The sequence below is a fragment of the Escherichia sp. HH41S genome, assembly GCF_009820115.1.
Lineage (GTDB): Bacteria > Pseudomonadota > Gammaproteobacteria > Enterobacterales > Enterobacteriaceae > Escherichia > Escherichia coli_F.
In genome coordinates this window covers 138,889-157,279 of record NZ_VNXE01000098.1, presented here as the reverse complement: position 1 = coordinate 157,279, position 18,391 = coordinate 138,889, and the positions used below count along the sequence as shown (strand labels likewise).

Genomic DNA, 18,391 nt, shown 5'->3' with positions numbered 1-18,391 from the left:
TGCCATGAAGTATGTAAGCTCGTATCGCTCTTGGGCGTCTGGAGGTATCAATGGATAAAGTCAAATATCCAACAGGCGTCGAAAACCACGGTGGCACATTACGCATCTGGTTTAATTTTAAAGGTAAACGTGTCAGGGAAAATCTTGGTGTCCCTGACACTGCCAAGAACAGGAAGATCGCCGGAGAGCTGCGGACATCTGTATGTTTTGCTATTCGTACAGGAAACTTTGATTACGCTGCGCAGTTCCCTGACTCTCCTAACCTCAAGGCTTTTGGGGTAAATAAAAAAGAAATTACGGTGAAGGAACTTGAAGAAAAGTGGCTGGATCTGAAACGAATGGAAATCTCTGCAAATGCATTCAATCGCTATGAATCCGTTGCAAGAACGATGGTTCCGAAAATTGGAGGCAGCAGACTGGTGTCATCGGTAACTAAAGAGGAATTGCTGTATATCAGGAAAGATTTGCTGACCGGGTATCAGAATTCAACGAAAAACAAAGCAGCAGCAAAAGGACGGAGCGTCGTTACTGTAAATTATTACATGACGACAATCGCTGGAATGTTTCAGTTTGCTGCAGATCACGGTTACTTAGAAGCAAATCCCTTCCAGGGAATTAAGCCTCTTAAAAGAGCCAGGGCAGAGCCAGATCCGCTAACTCGTGACGAATTTATTCGCCTGATAGATGCTTGCCGACATCAGCAGACGAAAAACCTGTGGTCATTGGCTGTGTACACAGGAATGCGTCACGGTGAACTGGTCTCCCTGGCCTGGGAAGATATCGATCTGAAAGCAGGAACTATTACTATCAGGCGCAATTATACGAAACTCGGTGAGTTCACTCTACCTAAAACTGAAGCAAGTACAAACAGGGTTGTGCATCTTATCCAGCCTGCTATCAGTGTCCTGAAAAATCAGGCTGAAATGACAAGACTGGGTAAGCAGCACCACATCAAGGTTCAACTACGTGAATATGGGCGTTCAGTGAATCATGAATGTACTTTCGTATTTAACCCCCAGGTGGTTAGAAAAAGCAAACAGGTCGGTTTTATCTACAAGGTAGATTCCATTGGCGACTCATGGGAAACAGCCATTAAGCGTGCGGGCATCAGGCACCGGAAAGCATACCAGTCACGACACACTTATGCGTGCTGGTCATTATCTGCCGGAGCAAACCCAAGCTTCATTGCCAGCCAGATGGGCCATGCAAGTGCCCAGATGGTGTTCAATGTATACGGAGCATGGATGACTGACAGTAATGCAGAACAGATCGCAATGCTGAATCAGAAGCTGGCAGATTATGTCCCAATGATGTCCCATGGTCACCAAAGTGACACAAGAGACTTATTAAAATCAGTGGGTTAGCCTTCAATACCCGTCATGTTAACTGTGTGGAGGGCAACACCACGCTATACGCTCTGCCGAAACCCGAGGTTGTCCTGCGCTGGCGTGAGCAGACCACAGATGACTTCCGCTTCTGTTTTAAGTTTCCGGCGACCATTTCGCATCAGGCAGCATTACGGCATTGCGATGATTTAGTAACTGAATTTTTGACTCGCTTGTCACCGTTAGCGCCGCGCATTGGGCAATACTGGCTGCAACTGCCTGCCACATTTGGCCCACGGGATCTGCCTGCGCTTTGGCATTTTCTCGACTCTATTCCCGGCGAGTTTAATTATGGTGTGGAAGTCCGCCATCCACAGTTTTTCGCCAAAGGGGAAGAGGAACAAACACTTAATCGCGGTTTACATCAGCGCGGCGTTAATCGGGTGATTTTAGACAGCCGCCCGGTTCATGCAGCACGCCCACACAGTGAAGCTATTCGCGACGCTCAACGGAAAAAACCTAAAGTTCCCGTACATGCTGTGCTGACGGCGACAAATCCGCTGATCCGTTTTATCGGTAGTGATGATATGACGCAAAACCGAGAGTTGTTTCAGGTTTGGTTACAAAAATTAGCGCAGTGGCATCAGACCACTACGCCTTATCTTTTTTTACATACGCCAGATATTGCCCAGGCACCGGAACTGGTACATACCCTGTGGGAAGGCTTACGTAAAACACTTCCAGAGATCGGAGCAGTTCCGGCTATTCCACAGCAATCTTCTCTTTTCTGAATTTGCCACCTATCATAGACAGGTGCCATCGGCCATTTTAAAGGGAGTTTGTATGGTAAGCGCGCTGTATGCCGTTTTAAGTGCGTTGTTATTAATGAAGTTCTCTTTTGATGTCGTTCGCCTGCGTATGCAGTACCGCGTTGCCTATGGTGACGGCGGTTTTAGCGAACTGCAAAGCGCTATTCGCATTCATGGTAACGCGGTGGAGTATATTCCCATCGCGATTGTGTTGATGCTGTTTATGGAAATGAATGGCGCCGAAACCTGGATGGTGCATATTTGCGGCATCGTTTTGCTTGCTGGTCGTCTGATGCATTATTACGGTTTTCATCACCGTCTGTTCCGCTGGCGACGTTCTGGCATGAGCGCCACCTGGTGTGCGCTGTTGCTGATGGTGCTGGCGAATCTTTGGTATATGCCCTGGGAGTTGGTTTTCTCCCTGCGTTAGCGCACAATACGCCACTTTCTTTTTCCCGGATTTTTACGTTATGTCTCACCGCGACACGCTATTTTCTGCCCCTATCGCCAGACTGGGCGACTGGACCTTTGATGAACGGGTAGCCGAAGTCTTCCCGGATATGATCCAGCGTTCCGTTCCCGGCTACTCCAATATTATTTCCATGATTGGTATGTTAGCCGAACGCTTCGTTCAACCTGGTACGCAGGTTTACGATCTGGGTTGTTCTCTGGGCGCGGCGACGCTCTCAGTGCGTCGCAATATTCATCATGATAATTGCAAAATTATCGCCATCGACAACTCTCCGGCGATGATTGAACGCTGCCGTCGTCATATTGACGCTTATAAAGCCCCTACGCCAGTAGACGTTATTGAAGGTGATATTCGCGATATCACCATTGAAAATGCATCGATGGTTGTGCTGAATTTTACCCTGCAATTCCTGGAACCTTCAGAGCGTCAGGCGTTACTGGATAAAATTTATCAAGGGCTGAATCCGGGCGGCGCGCTGGTGCTTTCAGAAAAATTCAGTTTCGAAGATGCCAAAGTTGGTGAACTGCTGTTCAACATGCACCACGACTTTAAACGTGCCAACGGTTACAGCGAACTGGAGATCAGCCAGAAGCGCAGCATGCTGGAAAATGTGATGCTGACCGATTCCGTGGAAACACATAAAGCTCGCCTGCATCAAGCCGGTTTTGAACATAGCGAGCTATGGTTCCAGTGCTTTAACTTTGGTTCACTGGTGGCATTAAAAGCAGAGGACGCTGCATGATCGACTTTGGTAACTTTTATTCTCTGATTGCCAAAAATCATCTTTCACACTGGCTGGAAACGCTGCCCGCGCAGATTGCCAGCTGGCAGCGCGAACAGCAGCACGGTCTGTTTAAACAGTGGTCCAATGCGGTGGAATTTCTGCCTGAAATTAAACCGTATCGTCTTGATTTACTACATAGCGTGACGGCAGAAAGCGAAGAGCCACTGAGCGCCGGGCAGATTAAGCGCATTGAAACACTGATGCGCAACCTCATGCCGTGGCGCAAAGGGCCGTTTTCGCTGTATGGCGTGAACATCGATACCGAATGGCGTTCTGACTGGAAATGGGATCGTGTTCTGCCCCATCTTTCTGATTTAACCGGGCGCACCATTCTTGATGTCGGCTGCGGCAGCGGTTATCACATGTGGCGCATGATTGGCGCAGGCGCACATCTGGCGGTGGGTATCGACCCTACGCAACTGTTCCTATGCCAGTTTGAAGCGGTGCGTAAACTATTGGGTAACGACCAACGGGCGCATCTGTTGCCCTTAGGGATTGAACAACTTCCGGCGCTGAAAGCCTTTGATACCGTCTTTTCGATGGGCGTACTTTATCATCGTCGTTCACCGCTGGAGCATCTCTGGCAGTTAAAAGATCAACTGGTGAATGAAGGTGAACTGGTGCTGGAAACACTGGTTATTGATGGCGATGAAAATACCGTCCTGGTGCCAGGCGATCGTTACGCGCAAATGCGTAATGTTTATTTCATCCCGTCAGCCCTGGCGTTGAAAAACTGGCTGAAGAAGTGTGGTTTTGTTGATATCCGCATTGCGGATGTGAGCGTTACCACGACCGAAGAGCAGCGACGCACCGAATGGATGGTCACCGAGTCTCTGTCCGATTTCCTCGACCCACATGATCCGGGTAAAACGGTGGAAGGCTATCCTGCGCCTAAACGCGCGGTACTGATTGCGCGCAAGCCGTAAAGGTCTGGTATTACTGCCGGATGCGGCGTGAACGCCTTATCCGGCCTACAAAGCCTTTGTAATTCAATATGTTGCAGGGACTATGTAGGTCTGATAAGCATAGCGCATCAGGCAGTTTTACGTTTGCATAACCTCAGCGCCCGTTTCCGGGCGCTTTTCACGTCTTATGCCTGAACAGCTGGCTGATCAAACGCCGTTAACTTCGGTGCATTGCCCGTATATTTTTCGATATACACCAGCGCAGAGTTACCGGCACAGGCATTTGCCAGCTGAGAGCTGGGGATATCCGCCGTTAACACGTTCGCACTGCCGTTTTTACACAAGCCATTTTCCAGATCTGGCCATGCACCTTCATGCACGCATACCACGCCTTTTTTGATCCCGTCAGTCACCACCGCGCCTGTCAGAATCTGACCACGTTTGTTCCAGACACGCACCAGATCGCCATTCGCAATACCAAAGCGAGCAGCATCTTCGGTGTGAATAGTGATCGGTTCACGATCGGCAACCGCATATTTTTTACGCAACTCAGCATAGTTAAGCTGACTGTGTAAACGGTGTGCCGGATGCGCGGTCAGAAGCTGCAACTGTTTCTCGTCGGCGGCACCCTTCCACTCATCAGGCGCAAGCCAGGTTGGGTGTGCCGGACAATCCTTATAGCCAAATTTTTCCAGCGTTTTAGAGTAGATCTCAATTTTGCCGCTTGGCGTACCCAGCGCATTTTTCACCGGATCGGCGCGGAAATCAGCATAACGAACGTACTGTTCGTTCTTCTCGCTGCGGCGCATTTCGATCAGTTTATTTTGCTGCCAGAAAGCATTAAACATCGGCATAGTCACGCGTTGCGCACGCGCACCTTTCTGAGCGGCATCATAGAAAAATTTCAGCCACGCCATTTCATCTCTACCTTCGGTATAGATCTCTTTTCCGCCAGGTTTGAGTAATTCAGCAAGATCGGCAAACACATCAAAATCGTTACGCGCTTCAAATTGCGGAGCGACAGCCTGCTTCATCGGTACAATATGCTGGTTGCTGTAATCACCGGTCATCGTCAAGTCATTGCGCTCAAACGATGTGGTGATCGGTAATACGATATCTGCATGTTTAGCAGCTGCGGTCCAGTAGCATTCAGAAACGACGATCATCTCCGGTTTCTGCCATGCTTTAATCAGACGATTAGTATCCTGGTGATGGGTAAAGTTACCGCCACCCGCCCACCAGATCATTTTGATATTCGGATACGTTTGTTCTTTACCGTTATGCTGATATTTGCCGCCAGGATTTTCCAGCGCATCAACAATACGGGCGACAGGAATCGCCGTCATTCCGCCATCATCAGCGGCCTCGCTGGCCTGTCCGGCAATCGCCGCAGACATTTCCGGCAGCACTCCGCCAACACGCGTCGGGTTGCCACCGTTTGAGTAATGATAAGAGAAACCAAACCCGCCGCCCGGTGTACCAATCTGCCCTAACATCGCCGCCAGCGTCACCAGCATCCAGTGTTTCTGTTCACCATATTGCTGGCGCTGAATTCCCCAGCCTGCCATCAGCATTGTGCGATTTGCCGCCATCAGTTCAGCGAGTTTGACTATCTGCGCTTCCGCTACGCCAGTAATTTCCGCCGCCCAGGCCGCGCTCTTCGGCGTATTATCGCTCTTACCTGTCAGATACTCTTCAAACTGCGGATACCCGGTGGTGTATTTTTCAAGGAACACTTTATCGTGTTTGCCTAGTGTCATCAGGGTATGTGCAATCCCCAACATCAGCGCCACGTCGGTGCCCATATTTGGCGCGATCCAGGTAGCATTGTCGCCAAAGAACTCAATAGTTTCGGAACGAATAGGGTCGATAGCAATCACTGGTTTGCCAGATTTTTTCAGCTGATGGAAGTATTCCAGCCCTTGCTCATCGGTACTGCTCCAGGCAATTTTTAAGGTATTCAGCGGGTTCATCCCCCACAACACCACCACCTGACTGTTTTCCAGAATCAGTGGCCAGGAGGTCTGCTGTTCATACACCTCCACGGAACCCACCACGTGCGGCATGATTACCTGTGCCGCCCCGGTTGAATAATCGCCGCTATGCCCTGAATAACCGCCCGCAAGATTCATATAACGTTGCAGTAAGGTTTGCGCTTTATGCAACACGCCAGAAGAGCGCCAGCCGTAAGATCCGGCAAAAATGGCCGATGGTCCGTTAGCTTTACGAATACGATCGTGTTGCCCATGAATCAGTTTTAATGCTTGTTCCCAGCTCACCTGTACATAGGTATCTTCGCCACGACCTTTCGCCGGTTGTAGTGGATTATCGAGATAGCTTTTTCTCACCATCGGATGCTGAATACGCGCCGTTGTATGTACCTGATCCGCCGCCGTAGACTGTAAGGAGTTCGGTATGGTTTTCGCCAGCGCGCCTGTCGAAGAAACAATCTTCCCGTCCTTCACTTCTACGTTCATCGCTCCCCAACGGCCCGCGGTGAGGATTTTGCCCCCCTTCTCTTCTGCCCATGCGGGTAGCGGTGCAGCCGATGTCACCACCAGCGCCCCAGCGGCAATACCGCTGTGTTTAATAAATTCACGTCTTGTTAATGTCATAACTTCCTCCCTGATCAACGAGGATCACTGTTTCTCGGTAATATCTTTGGCGTTGTACTGGAAGTACCGCGTCAAAATGTCCAGTTCGTTTTCGCTCATGCTGGTTCGCGCACCCATTCCTTTGGCAATGGACGGCCATGCATTGACGGTGTAATGGTCGGAGGCAATAGGGGCATGGCAACCAGCGCAATAGGTATCGTCAAGTTTTTCAGCGTATTGCCATAGCGGTTTACGGTCCGCTAATGCGGGATCGGTAAGCACACCCTGTAAAGACGCCTGACGCCATTGATTGCCGTATTCGTCAGCCTGCCATTCCCCGTTTACCGTTAACGCCTTGATACCTTCTTCACTTAATGTGGCTAGCGCCAGCCGTTGACCTGCCGCCAGGTAGAGCGTGTTTTCACTGCCCTGCATTTGATAACCCTGCAACAGAACGATCGGCTGTTTGCCACTGGCATCAACGACGGTGAGATCGGTACCAGGATTCACGGTAGCCAGCTCGCCTATGCGAGAAGTTTTGAAAGGATAAATATGTGCGCCATTGGTAACTGAAGTAGCGGCCTGACTTTCCAGCTCATGCGCCGCGTTGTCATCCATTTTTATTTCTGGTGGAAAATGGGCAATGCCTTTATGACAATCGATACAGGTTTCGCCGTCCTTTTGCGCTTTGTTATGCATTTTCTGCGCAGATTCACTTTGCGAGGCAATATCCATGGCATCAAAAGAATGGCAACTACGACACGTTGCAGAATCAGTTGCTTTTAATTCTTTCCATACTGTTTCGGCCATTTCCTGACGATGCGCTTCGAACTTATCGTCACTGTCTATTTTGCCGCTAACAAATTCATGATAAATATCTTTAGAAGCTTTTAATTTAGCAAATAAATAATCCACCCCTGACTTTGGAATATGGCAATCGGCACATTCCGCACGTATCCCTTTCTGGTTAGAAAAGTGGACAGTTCCCTGATATTCCTCAAAAGGTTTACTCATCGAGTGGCAGGAAAGGCAAAATGCGGTATCCGACGTTTTATGTAAGGCTTTTTGCGCCAGTAATAACCCGCCGCCACCAACCACAACCGTTATCAGCAAAAATAATAACCCAATGCGTTTTTTCCCTCGCATAGATTCCTCTAATTAATTCCAGAACACCGAAATCATTGTATAATTAAATATACAACGAATTGACCGCTTGCATAATTCGGCACAACACTGCCTGAAATAATCGATAAAGAATATGATTTATTACAATGTAATCATTAATTGCTAAGGAATAACTCAGTTGTTATTTAGAATATATATTTGTCAGTTTTAGTAATTTAAATTACATAATTAATATGAATATATAAAAATTTTTAGCACAACGCTATGCGCACTGTCACGCGCTCAACTGATTACAGAAATCGTTCGTTTTTTATACTTCTCGGGGATAAAAAAAGGCCCCTGTTGAAATTGCAGGGGCCTGGTACGAGCAAGCATCATATTGGGCGACATGATGCAACGGTAAAAATCATTTGGCCTGACGGCGTTCAATGATTCCTTTCATTTCAGCAACCGCCGCCCCGTCTACGACATAACGCGAATACTCGTCCGCGTGTGCATCTGATGACATGGACAATCCTTGATTACGATAACGCATTGGTGAGGCTTGCCACGCTCCCGCGGAGCTATGGACTTCCAGCACTCCGGCATCGAGGAAGTGGTGCAGGTTTTCTGCACGGACTCCTGCTCCGGCCATAATGATTGGAGCATCACCATGGGCAATAAGTTCCATAATTTTTGATAAACCTTGCAGTGCGTCTGATTTTTGCCCTGATGTCAGTACCCGAGCAACGCCCAATTCCGCAAGATTATTGAGTGTATTTAAAGGGTTAGCGCACATATCGAAGGCGCGATGAAAAGTCACTGCCAGCGGACCGGCAGCAGCCATTATTTTTTCCATTCGTGGCATATCGACATTCCCGTCAACATCGAGAACGCCCGTCACCAGTCCAGGAAAACCTAATTCGCGGACTGTGCGCACATCCTCAAGAATGGCGGCAAACTCACCGTCGCTGTAGCAAAAATCACCACCGCGTGGGCGAATAATTGGATGCACAGGGATCGTCACCCGCTGGCGCACGGATTTCAATACCCCCAACGACGGCGTTAAGCCCCCCTCTTTTGGGGCTGCGCATAATTCAACTCTGTCTGCGCCGTTTTGCTGCGCCGTTAGCGCGCATTCCATGCTGTAACAGCAAATTTCCAGTAATGCCATTTTTGCTCCTTAATTACGCCGACTGCTCGCTGGCAACGATCTCTTCAATGGACCACGGATGAAATTTAATGGTCGTTTTGCCATCGGTGACCGCCAGCGTCGGGTTCGGTAATCGCTCATGCTCACCTTTTGGCGAACTGGTTTTAACTGAGATCCCCGGCAGGCTGAGTCCTTCATCAGAAAGCAATGCCAGCGCACGGGAATTCAGCGTTTCTGGATCGCCCGGCAGAACGATTTCAATATGTTCCCAACCTTCGTGCGGGTAACGTTTTTCCCCGGGCCACGGTAGCTCGACAATGGAAAACTGCCAGTGCGCAACCTGTACCGGTTCATGCAATTTAAACAGACAAATCGGCCTGCTATTGATCATATTTTCTGACAAAAGCTCGCCGCACTGTTCAAACCCGCGACGCCAGCGTTCAGCGGTGACGTTTTGATGGCAACGCAAAGAAATGTGATCGGCAGTCAGTGGAGTGATATCCAACCCCAGACGGCGGGAAAGTTCATCTAATGCGTGGGTAAATCGCGGTAAATCCGATGCAATATCCTGCAGCTCGTCGATAGATTGCCAGTTCGCCATAATCACTCTTCGTCTTTCAGTAAAAGCGTTAATTTACCCTGTTGCCCTGCGCCAACCAACCGCTGATTTCACGCCGCTTCTGATGCAATAGTGAAAACGGCAATACACCACGCGCACGTTGCTGACGAAAACAGCCATTTGCAGTATACTCCCGCCCTAATTTCTTTAACTGGTGCGGGCAATTTTTGCTCGCTTCATCAATGTAAGGTATTCCGGTGAATATTCAGGCTCTTCTCTCAGAAAAAGTCCGTCAGGCCATGATTGCGGCAGGCGCGCCTGCGGATTGCGAACCGCAGGTTCGTCAGTCAGCAAAAGTTCAGTTCGGCGACTATCAGGCTAACGGCATGATGGCAGTTGCTAAAAAACTGGGTATGGCACCGCGACAATTAGCAGAGCAGGTGCTGACTCATCTGGATCTTAACGGTATCGCCAGCAAGGTTGAGATCGCCGGACCAGGTTTTATCAACATTTTCCTTGATCCGGCATTCCTGGCTGAACATGTTCAGCAGGCGCTGGCGTCCGATCGTCTCGGTGTTGCTACGCCAGAAAAACAGACCATTGTGGTTGACTACTCTGCGCCAAACGTGGCGAAAGAGATGCACGTCGGTCACCTGCGCTCTACCATTATTGGTGACGCAGCAGTGCGTACTCTGGAGTTCCTCGGTCACAAAGTGATTCGCGCAAACCACGTCGGCGACTGGGGCACTCAGTTCGGTATGCTGATTGCATGGCTGGAAAAGCAGCAGCAGGAAAATGCCGGTGAAATGGAGCTGGCTGATCTTGAAGGTTTCTACCGCGATGCGAAAAAGCATTACGATGAAGATGAAGCGTTCGCTGAGCGTGCACGTAACTACGTGGTAAAACTGCAAAGCGGTGACGAATACTTCCGTGAGATGTGGCGCAAACTGGTCGACATCACCATGACGCAGAACCAGATCACCTACGATCGTCTGAACGTGACGCTGACCCGTGATGACGTGATGGGCGAAAGCCTGTACAACCCGATGCTGCCGGGTATCGTGGCTGATCTCAAAGCCAAAGGTCTGGCTGTAGAAAGCGAAGGCGCAACCGTCGTATTCCTTGATGAGTTCAAAAACAAGGAAGGCGAACCGATGGGCGTGATCATTCAGAAGAAAGATGGCGGCTATCTCTACACCACCACTGATATCGCCTGTGCGAAATATCGTTATGAAACATTGCATGCCGATCGCGTGCTGTATTACATCGACTCCCGCCAGCATCAACACCTGATGCAGGCGTGGGCTATCGTCCGTAAAGCAGGCTATGTACCGGAATCCGTACCGCTGGAACACCACATGTTCGGCATGATGCTGGGCAAAGACGGCAAACCGTTCAAAACCCGCGCGGGTGGTACAGTGAAACTGGCAGACCTGCTGGATGAAGCCCTGGAACGCGCACGCCGTCTGGTGGCAGAGAAGAACCCGGATATGCCAGCCGATGAGCTGGAAAAACTGGCTAATGCGGTTGGTATTGGTGCGGTGAAATACGCAGATCTCTCCAAAAACCGCACCACGGACTACATCTTCGACTGGGACAACATGCTGGCGTTTGAGGGTAATACCGCGCCATACATGCAGTATGCATACACGCGTGTATTGTCCGTGTTCCGTAAAGCAGAAATTGACGAAGAGCAACTGGCTGCAGCTCCGGTAATCATCCGTGAAGATCGTGAAGCGCAACTGGCAGCTCGCCTGCTGCAGTTTGAAGAAACCCTCACCGTGGTTGCCCGTGAAGGCACGCCGCACGTGATGTGTGCTTACCTGTACGATCTGGCCGGTCTGTTCTCTGGCTTCTACGAGCACTGCCCGATCCTCAGCGCAGAAAACGAAGAAGTGCGTAACAGTCGTCTGAAACTGGCACAACTGACGGCGAAGACGCTGAAGCTGGGCCTGGATACGCTGGGTATTGAGACAGTAGAGCGTATGTAATCGATTTTTCGTGAGAGTGAAGCCTGATCAGGATTACCTGATCAGGCTTTTTTATTGCCATCTAAATGTATTCTGAAAATGGACATGCCACTGTTTTCTCACTGTTGGATAAGAGGCCAGAAGCGTAATATCCGGCCCCAGGGAAACGATAACGGTTGAATTTAAGGAATACCGCAGTGTTTAAATTTCTTGTATTAACATTAGGCATTATCTCTTGCCAGGCTTACGCAGAAGATACGGTTATAGTCAATGACCATGACATTTCAGCCATCAAAGATTGTTGGCAAAAAAATTCAGATGATGATACTGACATTAACGTGATCAAATCATGCCTGCGACAAGAATACAATCTCGTCGATGCGCAATTAAATAAAGCTTATGGTGAAGCTTATCGTTATATAGAACAAGTACCACGCACAGGTGTCAAAAAACCTGATACCGAACAACTTAACTTGCTTAAAAAATCACAACGAGCCTGGCTGGATTTTAGGGACAAAGAATGTGAATTAATCCTTTCAAATGAAGACGTTCAGGATTTAAGTGCCCCTTATTCTGAATCAGAATGGCTCTCATGTATGATCATACAGACCAATACGCGAACTCGCCAGTTGCAGTTATACCGTAACTCTGAAGATTTTTATCCAAGCCCTTTGACAAGAGGATAATTCACATATTTTTGGCATGTTTTGTTGCAAGCTATTCCTGATAAATAATTGCAACAAAACATCGAGCCCTTTTCACTGAGTTATTAAACATGCCGCGAGCGCGTAATTTTTATTTGTCCTTCAGCGATAATTCACAATCACTTCATTACGTTGTACTTTTAGCGGCGGAATTAACCGCCCGCCGCCAGGCACTTCCCAGATAAATCGCAACGGTTCTGCCGCCGGTATACCGGAAAAGGCCACGGTGGTTCCGCTCTGCCCCTCTAATTCGACACAACGAGATTGTGAACACAAGCGAACCCGCAGCCCTACGGGAGTTGGGCCGATAAGCTGATAACGCCACGCAACCAGCGTCATCAATCCTGATGCAGGTTGTCGCGAAGAAAGAGGCGCTGACGACATCGATTCACCACGGTGATTCAACGTAACGCCCACACTGCTCGCCTGCCACATCCCCTCCCCGGCGGCTTGCGCCAGCAGCGGAAACAATAATATTGCTAATAAGGCTCTCATTATTTGCCGCCAATCGTCGCCGTCATACGGATATGTCGGTTATCTGATAGTTCCAGATTCGACAGCACCACTAACTGCGGCAGGCTGCGACGCAGGAAGCGAGACAATAATGGTCGCAGCGCGTGGTTCACCAATAATACTGGCGGCGCACCCAGCATCTCCTGACGGGATAGCGCTTCCTGAGTTTGTGCCAGTAAACGATCCGCCAGCCCAGGCTCCAGTCCGCCCCCACCCTGCAAGGCCTGTAGTAACAAACGTTCCAGCGGTGTATCGAGGCCAATAACATGGACTTCATCTTTGCCAGGAAACCACTGCTGGGTTATAGCCCGTCCTAACGCCACGCGCACGACGGCGGTTAATTCATGTGGATCGCTTTGGATGGGCGCATGTTCCGCCAGCGTTTCGAGAATGGTGCGCATATCGCGAATCGGGACTTTTTCATCGAGCAGATTTTGCAGCACTTTATGCAGTGTGGTGAGCGTGACGACGCCAGGCACGAGATCTTCCGTCAGCTTTGGCATCTCCTGAGCGACACGATCCAGCAACTGTTGCGCCTCCTGACGACCAAACAGCTCTGCGGCATGCTGGCTTATGAGGTGGTTAAGATGCGTAGCCACCACCGTGCTGGCCTCAACCACGGTATACCCTTGAATCTGCGCCTGTTCTTTTAGCGCACTTTCAATCCAGATAGCATTCAGACCAAATGCCGGATCGACGGTCGCCTCTCCAGGTAACGTTCCAGCTGCGGTACCTGGGTTTATTGCCAACCAGCGCCCCGGATATGCATCACCACTGCCTATCTCCACGCCTTTCATCAAAATACGGTAGCGGGCAGGTTGCAGATCCATATTGTCGCGAATGTGTACTACCGGCGGCAGAAAGCCCATTTCCTGAGCAAATTTCTTGCGAATACTGCGAATACGACCCAGTAGTTCACCATCCTGCTGAAAATCGACCATCGGGATCAGTCGATAACCCACTTCCATTCCCAGAGAATCTTCCAGTTGAACATCGTTCCACGTTGCTTCGACAACGGCATTATTCTCTGCCATTTTTACCGGTTTTGGTTCGGCAGGCGCTTTTTGTTCGCGTCCGCGGATCCACCAGGCCAGCCCCAGCAATCCGGCAGTGAACAGCAAAAATACCAGGTTCGGCATTCCAGGCACCAGGCCGAGTAAACCGAGCACGGCGGCGCTTAACAACATAACGCTCGGGTTACTGAAAAGCTGATTCACCATCTGTTCGCCAACATCCTGATCAGTGCTGACGCGCGTAACGATAACCCCCGCGGCGGTAGAAATCACCAGCGCCGGAATTTGTGCTACCAGACCGTCACCAATGGTCAATAGCGTATAACTTTCCGCCGCATGTCCCATGCTCATGCCATGTTGCAGCACACCGACCAGCAATCCGCCGACAACGTTAATGACCATGATGAGGATCCCGGCGATGGCATCGCCGCGAACAAACTTACTTGCCCCGTCCATTGAGCCGTAAAAATCGGCTTCCTGAGTGACTTCACTGCGGCGTTTTTTCGCCTCATCTTCACCAATCAGTCCGGCGTTAAGGTCGGCATCAATCGCCATCTGCTTTCCTGGCATACCATCGAGAACAAAGCGCGCGCCTACTTCTGCGATACGCCCGGCACCTTTGGTAATAACCATAAAGTTGATGATCACGAGAATGACGAACACCACGATACCGATAGCGAAATTGCCACCAACGAGGAAGTGACCGAACGCTTCGACCACCTTTCCTGCCGCCGCCGCGCCAGTATGCCCTTCCATCAAAATGATACGGGTTGAAGCCACGTTAAGTGCCAGACGTAACAGGGTGGTAAACAACAGAATGGTCGGAAACGCAGCAAACTCGAGCGTGCGCTGGGTAAACATCGCGACCAGCAACACCATGATCGACAAGGCAATATTGAAGGTGAACAGCAGGTCGAGTATGAATGCGGGCAGGGGCAGCACCATCATCGACAAGATCAACAGGATCAAAATCGGTCCGGCAAGGATCTGCCATTGTGTCGATTTCAGGTTTGCGGGCAGGCGCAGCATCGCGGCCAGATTACTCATGGGTCGGTTTCTCGTTAATAAAATCCAGGGCTTCCGGCACCGGAAGATGAGTAGGTTGAACAGGGCGCTGTCCGCCAGCCAGACGCCAGCGTTTCAGTTGCCAGACCCAGGCCAGCACCTCCGCCACCGCGGCGTACAGTTGGCCTGGGATTTGTTGACCGATCTCCGCATGTCGATACAGCGCTCGCGCCAGCGGCGGCGCTTCAAGCGTCGGGACGTTATTTTCAGCGCCAATTTCACGAATGCGCAGTGCGACCAGCCCTGCACCTTTAGCGACCACTTTCGGTGCGCTCATTTTGTTTTCGTCATACTGCAACGCTACCGAATAGTGGGTCGGGTTATTGACAATGACATCCGCTTTCGGCACATCGTTCATCATCCGACGCCGCGCGGCAGCTCGCTGCATCTGACGGATCCGCCCTTTAACATGAGGATCGCCTTCGCTTTGTTTGAACTCATCACGAATATCCTGCCGCGACATTCGCAGCTTTTTCAGGTGGCTAAAGATTTGGAAAAAAACGTCAAATCCCACCATCGGAATAACACCAAGCACCACCAGCAGTGCGCATAGCCCAACCAGATCCATCGCATTACCCATGGCAGTAATCGGAGACTCAGCCATTAAGCGCATCATCTGCGGCCAGTGATGCCAGAGATAAAACCCCGTCACGCTGCCAACCAGGATGGTTTTCAAAATCGCTTTAAGCAACTCCGCGCCAGTCTGTGCCGAGAACATCCGTTTAATCCCCGGTAGCGGGTTGAGTTTGGAAAACTTCGGCTGCAAGGATTTTCCGCTAAATACCAGCCCTCCCAGCATGACCGGAGAAATGAGCGCCACCAGCACCACGCCGCTAATCAGTGGCAGCAGCGCCAGCATGGCTTCTCTGATCAGCAGAATAATCTGCCCGAGGATCAGATTCGGGTCATTGATAATATTGTGATCAAAATGCAGCCCAGCGGAGAGCATGCCCGACAATCGACGGGCCAGCGACACACCGCCAAACCAGATAACACAGACGCCCACCAACAAAATCAGCAGTGAGGTCAGTTCACGGGAACGCGGGATCTGCCCCTCCTCCCGCGCTTTTTCAAGTCGGTGGGGTGTGGGGGCTTCTGTTTTGTCGTCGCTCTCGTCAGACACGTCGCCAATCCTGGAAAGAGTATTAAGCGTGAATGATGCCAGAGCGACAAGCGTTCAATGGTCTGAGTAAGGGGCAAAACAGGGGGGATTTAGGGCTTTTGCTGCACACATCAAGCATGGTGTGCGTTTGTCGGATGCGGCGTCATCGCCTGATATGACGCGGTTACGCCACATCAGGCAATACAAATCAAAATCCAAGACTATCCAACAAATCGTCCACCTGATCCTGACTGGCTACCACACCGGCTTTGCTGGTATCAACCTGAGGTCCATTAAGCAAACTCTGGTTTTCACGTTTTGGACGCGACTCCTGTTCCGGGATGTTTTCCAACAGCACCATCAGCAATTGACGTTCGATCTCCTGAATGACATCCATCATCCGCTTAATGACCTGTCCGGTGAGGTCCTGAAAATCCTGCGCCATCATGATTTCCAGTAGTTGCGCGTTAGTAAAGCTGGTATGCGCGGGGACATCTGCCAGAAATTGCCGCGTATCTGTCACCAGTTCACGGGCATCGGCAAGGTCAATCGGATCGGCAAACCAGTCATCCCAACGTTGGGTTAATGCTTTTGCTGATTTCTCCATTTGATCCTGATGTGGTTGTGACGCTTCAACACTGTTCAGCGCCCGCTCTGCAGCCTGGGCAGTCATCTGCACAACATAGTACAAACGATCGCGGGCATCGGGGATGGCTTCCGCCGCTTCGGCAATTGCCTGATCCAGCCCCAGCTCGCGCAAACTGTCGCGCAACATACGCGTCAGGCTGCCGATGCGCGCAATGATATCGCCAGCTGAATGCTCGTCAGCAGGTTTGATTGATGGTTGCATCATAGTCGCATCCTCACATGCCCAGTTTCTCAAAGATTTTGTTGAGTTTTTCCTCCAGCGTCGCGGCGGTAAATGGCTTCACCACATAGCCACTGGCCCCCGCTTGCGCCGCAGCAATGATGTTCTCTTTCTTGGCTTCTGCAGTCACCATTAACACCGGCAATGCCGACATCGCGCCATCCGCACGAATCGTTTTCAGCAATTCCAGGCCATCCATGTTGGGCATGTTCCAGTCGGAGATAACAAATCCATAACCGCCTGCCTGCAACTTATTGAGGGCGTCGACGCCATCTTCCGCTTCCTCAACATTATTGAATCCCAGCTCTTTCAGTAGGTTACGCACAATGCGTCGCATGGTGGAAAAGTCATCCACAACCAAAAATTTAAGTTCTTTATCCGCCATTTCACACTCCTGATTTAAATACGTATCGCCTGTCCGGCACTGATTTTCGCCAGCATTTGCTGGCTTACCTGGCTAAGATCGACCACTTCGCAAACACCACCCATATTGATGGCCTCGCGCGGCATGCCGAACACCACGCAACTTGCTTCGTTTTGTGCAAGGGTCCATGCCCCCGCCTGCCGCATCGCTAACATTCCCGCCGCGCCGTCGTTGCCCATACCGGTCAGGATCACCCCAACCGCATTACGCCCCGCCTGTTTGGCAACAGAATGGAACAACACATCTACCGAAGGCCGATGACGGTTAACCGCCGGGCCATCGTGGATTTTGATTTGATAATTCGCGCCGCTACGCGCCAGTTCCATATGCCGATCTCCCGGTGCGATATAAGCATGCCCCGGCAGAACGCGTTCTCCGTCTTCGGCTTCTTTAACACCGATTTGGCACAACTTATTAAGTCTGTCGGCAAAAGAGCGGGTGAAACCGGGCGGCATATGCTGGGTAATTAACAGTGCCGGGCTGGAAAGCGGTAACGGTTGCAGGACGTGACGAATTGCCTCAGTTCCCCCCGTTGAAGCACCAATCGCAATCAGTTTTTCAGAACTCAACAACGGCCCCGCTTTCAGCGTTGTCGGTGCCGACAATGGCTTATGTGCTGCAAGGCTCGCCTTTGCTGCTGTACGCACCTTTTCAGCAATCATTTCGCTGTACGCCAGCATTCCTTCGCGAATACCCAGTTGCGGTTTGGTGACAAAATCTATCGCCCCCAGCTCCAGCGCGCGCAGAGTGACTTCTGACCCTTTGCCGGTCAGGGAAGAAACCATCACAACGGGCATTGGGCGCAAACGCATTAATTTTTCGAGAAAATCCAGTCCGTCCATCCGCGGCATTTCAACATCCAGCGTCAATACATCGGGATTGAATTTCTTAATCAAATCACGCGCAACCAGCGGATCAGGGGCGGTCGCCACCATTTCCATGTCGCTATGGCTGTTGATGATTTCTGTCATGATCTGGCGCATTAGTGCCGAATCATCGACAGATAACACCCTGATTTTGCTCATCG

At 50.5% G+C, this 18,391-nt stretch carries 18 protein-coding genes; 7 read left to right on the top strand and 11 right to left on the bottom strand.

The window, feature by feature from the left end; translation table 11 throughout:
* Window positions 1–50: 50 nt before the first annotated feature.
* Genes FQZ95_RS19985 through cmoB form a run of 5 tightly spaced genes read left to right on the top strand, consistent with a single transcriptional unit; the run spans window position 51 to window position 4,316 of the window.
* Window positions 51–1,364, top strand: a complete 1,314-nt coding sequence (locus tag FQZ95_RS19985; RefSeq protein ID WP_000361996.1) for a tyrosine-type recombinase/integrase — start codon at window positions 51–53, stop codon at window positions 1,362–1,364.
* On the top strand, window positions 1,346–2,116 hold the full coding sequence (locus tag FQZ95_RS19980) for a DUF72 domain-containing protein (protein ID WP_160530576.1): 771 nt from the start codon (window positions 1,346–1,348) through the stop codon (window positions 2,114–2,116). The genes FQZ95_RS19985 and FQZ95_RS19980 overlap by 19 nt, the downstream gene beginning before the upstream one ends.
* 52 nt (window positions 2,117–2,168) lie before the next feature.
* Window positions 2,169–2,564 carry an MAPEG family protein gene (locus tag FQZ95_RS19975; RefSeq protein ID WP_000252980.1) on the top strand — a complete coding sequence of 132 codons (396 nt, stop codon included), beginning with the start codon at window positions 2,169–2,171 and terminating at the stop codon, window positions 2,562–2,564.
* A gap of 40 nt (window positions 2,565–2,604) precedes the next feature.
* Window positions 2,605–3,348, top strand: coding sequence for a carboxy-S-adenosyl-L-methionine synthase CmoA (cmoA, locus tag FQZ95_RS19970; protein ID WP_000019597.1), 744 nt, complete (start codon window positions 2,605–2,607; stop codon window positions 3,346–3,348).
* Window positions 3,345–4,316, top strand: a complete 972-nt coding sequence (cmoB, locus tag FQZ95_RS19965) for a tRNA 5-methoxyuridine(34)/uridine 5-oxyacetic acid(34) synthase CmoB (RefSeq protein ID WP_000564758.1) — start codon at window positions 3,345–3,347, stop codon at window positions 4,314–4,316. The genes cmoA and cmoB overlap by 4 nt, the downstream gene beginning before the upstream one ends.
* 164 nt (window positions 4,317–4,480) lie before the next feature.
* Here the strand turns inward: cmoB and torZ are convergent, their stop codons facing one another.
* The 4 genes from torZ to FQZ95_RS19945 all read right to left on the bottom strand — a co-directional run bounded on the left by torZ (window position 4,481) and on the right by FQZ95_RS19945 (window position 9,747).
* The gene (gene torZ / locus FQZ95_RS19960) at window positions 4,481–6,910 is read right to left on the bottom strand and encodes a trimethylamine N-oxide reductase TorZ (RefSeq protein WP_032184431.1); all 2,430 of its coding nucleotides are present in this window, start codon (window positions 6,908–6,910) and stop codon (window positions 4,481–4,483) included.
* 24 nt (window positions 6,911–6,934) lie between these two features.
* Entirely contained in the window at window positions 6,935–8,035 is a 1,101-nt protein-coding gene (locus tag FQZ95_RS19955) for a NapC/NirT family cytochrome c (RefSeq protein WP_032184432.1), read from the bottom strand.
* Between the two features lie 385 nt (window positions 8,036–8,420).
* On the bottom strand, window positions 8,421–9,167 hold the full coding sequence (cutC, locus tag FQZ95_RS19950; RefSeq protein ID WP_001185733.1) for a copper homeostasis protein CutC: 747 nt from the start codon (window positions 9,165–9,167) through the stop codon (window positions 8,421–8,423).
* Window positions 9,168–9,180: 13 nt separating this feature from the next.
* Entirely contained in the window at window positions 9,181–9,747 is a 567-nt protein-coding gene (locus tag FQZ95_RS19945) for a VOC family protein (protein WP_032184433.1), read from the bottom strand.
* A gap of 215 nt (window positions 9,748–9,962) precedes the next feature.
* Here FQZ95_RS19945 and argS point away from each other — a divergent pair, with 215 nt between their 5' ends.
* Window positions 9,963–11,696, top strand: coding sequence for an arginine--tRNA ligase (gene argS, locus FQZ95_RS19940; RefSeq protein ID WP_001025314.1), 1,734 nt, complete (start codon window positions 9,963–9,965; stop codon window positions 11,694–11,696).
* 41 nt (window positions 11,697–11,737) lie between these two features.
* Here the strand turns inward: argS and yecV are convergent, their stop codons facing one another.
* A complete protein-coding gene (gene yecV, locus FQZ95_RS26535; RefSeq protein ID WP_211180499.1) occupies window positions 11,738–11,782 on the bottom strand; it encodes a protein YecV in 45 nt (14 codons plus the stop codon).
* Window positions 11,783–11,872: 90 nt separating this feature from the next.
* On the opposite strand from yecV, the gene FQZ95_RS19935 reads away from it, so the two are divergent.
* The gene (locus tag FQZ95_RS19935; protein ID WP_001370468.1) at window positions 11,873–12,361 is read left to right on the top strand and encodes a lysozyme inhibitor LprI family protein; all 489 of its coding nucleotides are present in this window, start codon (window positions 11,873–11,875) and stop codon (window positions 12,359–12,361) included.
* A 120-nt stretch (window positions 12,362–12,481) separates the two neighbouring features.
* Here the strand turns inward: FQZ95_RS19935 and flhE are convergent, their stop codons facing one another.
* From flhE to cheB, 6 genes are all read right to left on the bottom strand, one after another.
* Window positions 12,482–12,874 (bottom strand): flagellar protein FlhE, encoded by a 393-nt coding sequence (gene flhE / locus FQZ95_RS19930; protein WP_001202066.1) that lies wholly within the window; start codon window positions 12,872–12,874, stop codon window positions 12,482–12,484.
* Window positions 12,874–14,952, bottom strand: a complete 2,079-nt coding sequence (gene flhA / locus FQZ95_RS19925; protein ID WP_000066967.1) for a flagellar biosynthesis protein FlhA — start codon at window positions 14,950–14,952, stop codon at window positions 12,874–12,876. Before flhA ends, flhE begins: the two co-directional genes overlap by 1 nt.
* Window positions 14,945–16,093: a flagellar biosynthesis protein FlhB gene (flhB, locus tag FQZ95_RS19920; RefSeq protein WP_115738581.1), complete on the bottom strand. Its 1,149-nt coding sequence runs from the start codon at window positions 16,091–16,093 to the stop codon at window positions 14,945–14,947. Before flhB ends, flhA begins: the two co-directional genes overlap by 8 nt.
* A gap of 187 nt (window positions 16,094–16,280) precedes the next feature.
* Entirely contained in the window at window positions 16,281–16,925 is a 645-nt protein-coding gene (gene cheZ / locus FQZ95_RS19915) for a protein phosphatase CheZ (protein ID WP_000983609.1), read from the bottom strand.
* 10 nt (window positions 16,926–16,935) lie between these two features.
* Window positions 16,936–17,325, bottom strand: a complete 390-nt coding sequence (cheY, locus tag FQZ95_RS19910; RefSeq protein WP_000763867.1) for a chemotaxis response regulator CheY — start codon at window positions 17,323–17,325, stop codon at window positions 16,936–16,938.
* 14 nt (window positions 17,326–17,339) lie between these two features.
* Window positions 17,340–18,389: a protein-glutamate methylesterase/protein glutamine deamidase gene (cheB, locus tag FQZ95_RS19905; protein ID WP_000036371.1), complete on the bottom strand. Its 1,050-nt coding sequence runs from the start codon at window positions 18,387–18,389 to the stop codon at window positions 17,340–17,342.
* Window positions 18,390–18,391: the final 2 nt, after the last annotated feature.

Excerpts from the sequence above, each read along its gene's own strand:
- cutC (WP_001185733.1), bottom strand. The coding sequence starts at position 9,167 with ATGGCATTACTGGAAATTTGCTGTTACAGCATGGAATGCGCGCTAACG.
- flhE (WP_001202066.1), bottom strand. The coding sequence starts at position 12,874 with ATGAGAGCCTTATTAGCAATATTATTGTTTCCGCTGCTGGCGCAAGCC.
- cheB (WP_000036371.1), bottom strand. The coding sequence starts at position 18,389 with ATGAGCAAAATCAGGGTGTTATCTGTCGATGATTCGGCACTAATGCGC.
- cmoB (WP_000564758.1), top strand. The coding sequence starts at position 3,345 with ATGATCGACTTTGGTAACTTTTATTCTCTGATTGCCAAAAATCATCTT.
- FQZ95_RS19985 (WP_000361996.1), top strand. The coding sequence starts at position 51 with ATGGATAAAGTCAAATATCCAACAGGCGTCGAAAACCACGGTGGCACA.
- torZ (WP_032184431.1), bottom strand. The coding sequence starts at position 6,910 with ATGACATTAACAAGACGTGAATTTATTAAACACAGCGGTATTGCCGCT.
- FQZ95_RS19975 (WP_000252980.1), top strand. The coding sequence starts at position 2,169 with ATGGTAAGCGCGCTGTATGCCGTTTTAAGTGCGTTGTTATTAATGAAG.
- cmoA (WP_000019597.1), top strand. The coding sequence starts at position 2,605 with ATGTCTCACCGCGACACGCTATTTTCTGCCCCTATCGCCAGACTGGGC.
- cheY (WP_000763867.1), bottom strand. The coding sequence starts at position 17,325 with ATGGCGGATAAAGAACTTAAATTTTTGGTTGTGGATGACTTTTCCACC.
- FQZ95_RS19955 (WP_032184432.1), bottom strand. The coding sequence starts at position 8,035 with ATGCGAGGGAAAAAACGCATTGGGTTATTATTTTTGCTGATAACGGTT.
- cheZ (WP_000983609.1), bottom strand. The coding sequence starts at position 16,925 with ATGATGCAACCATCAATCAAACCTGCTGACGAGCATTCAGCTGGCGAT.
- FQZ95_RS19945 (WP_032184433.1), bottom strand. The coding sequence starts at position 9,747 with ATGGCGAACTGGCAATCTATCGACGAGCTGCAGGATATTGCATCGGAT.
- flhA (WP_000066967.1), bottom strand. The coding sequence starts at position 14,952 with ATGAGTAATCTGGCCGCGATGCTGCGCCTGCCCGCAAACCTGAAATCG.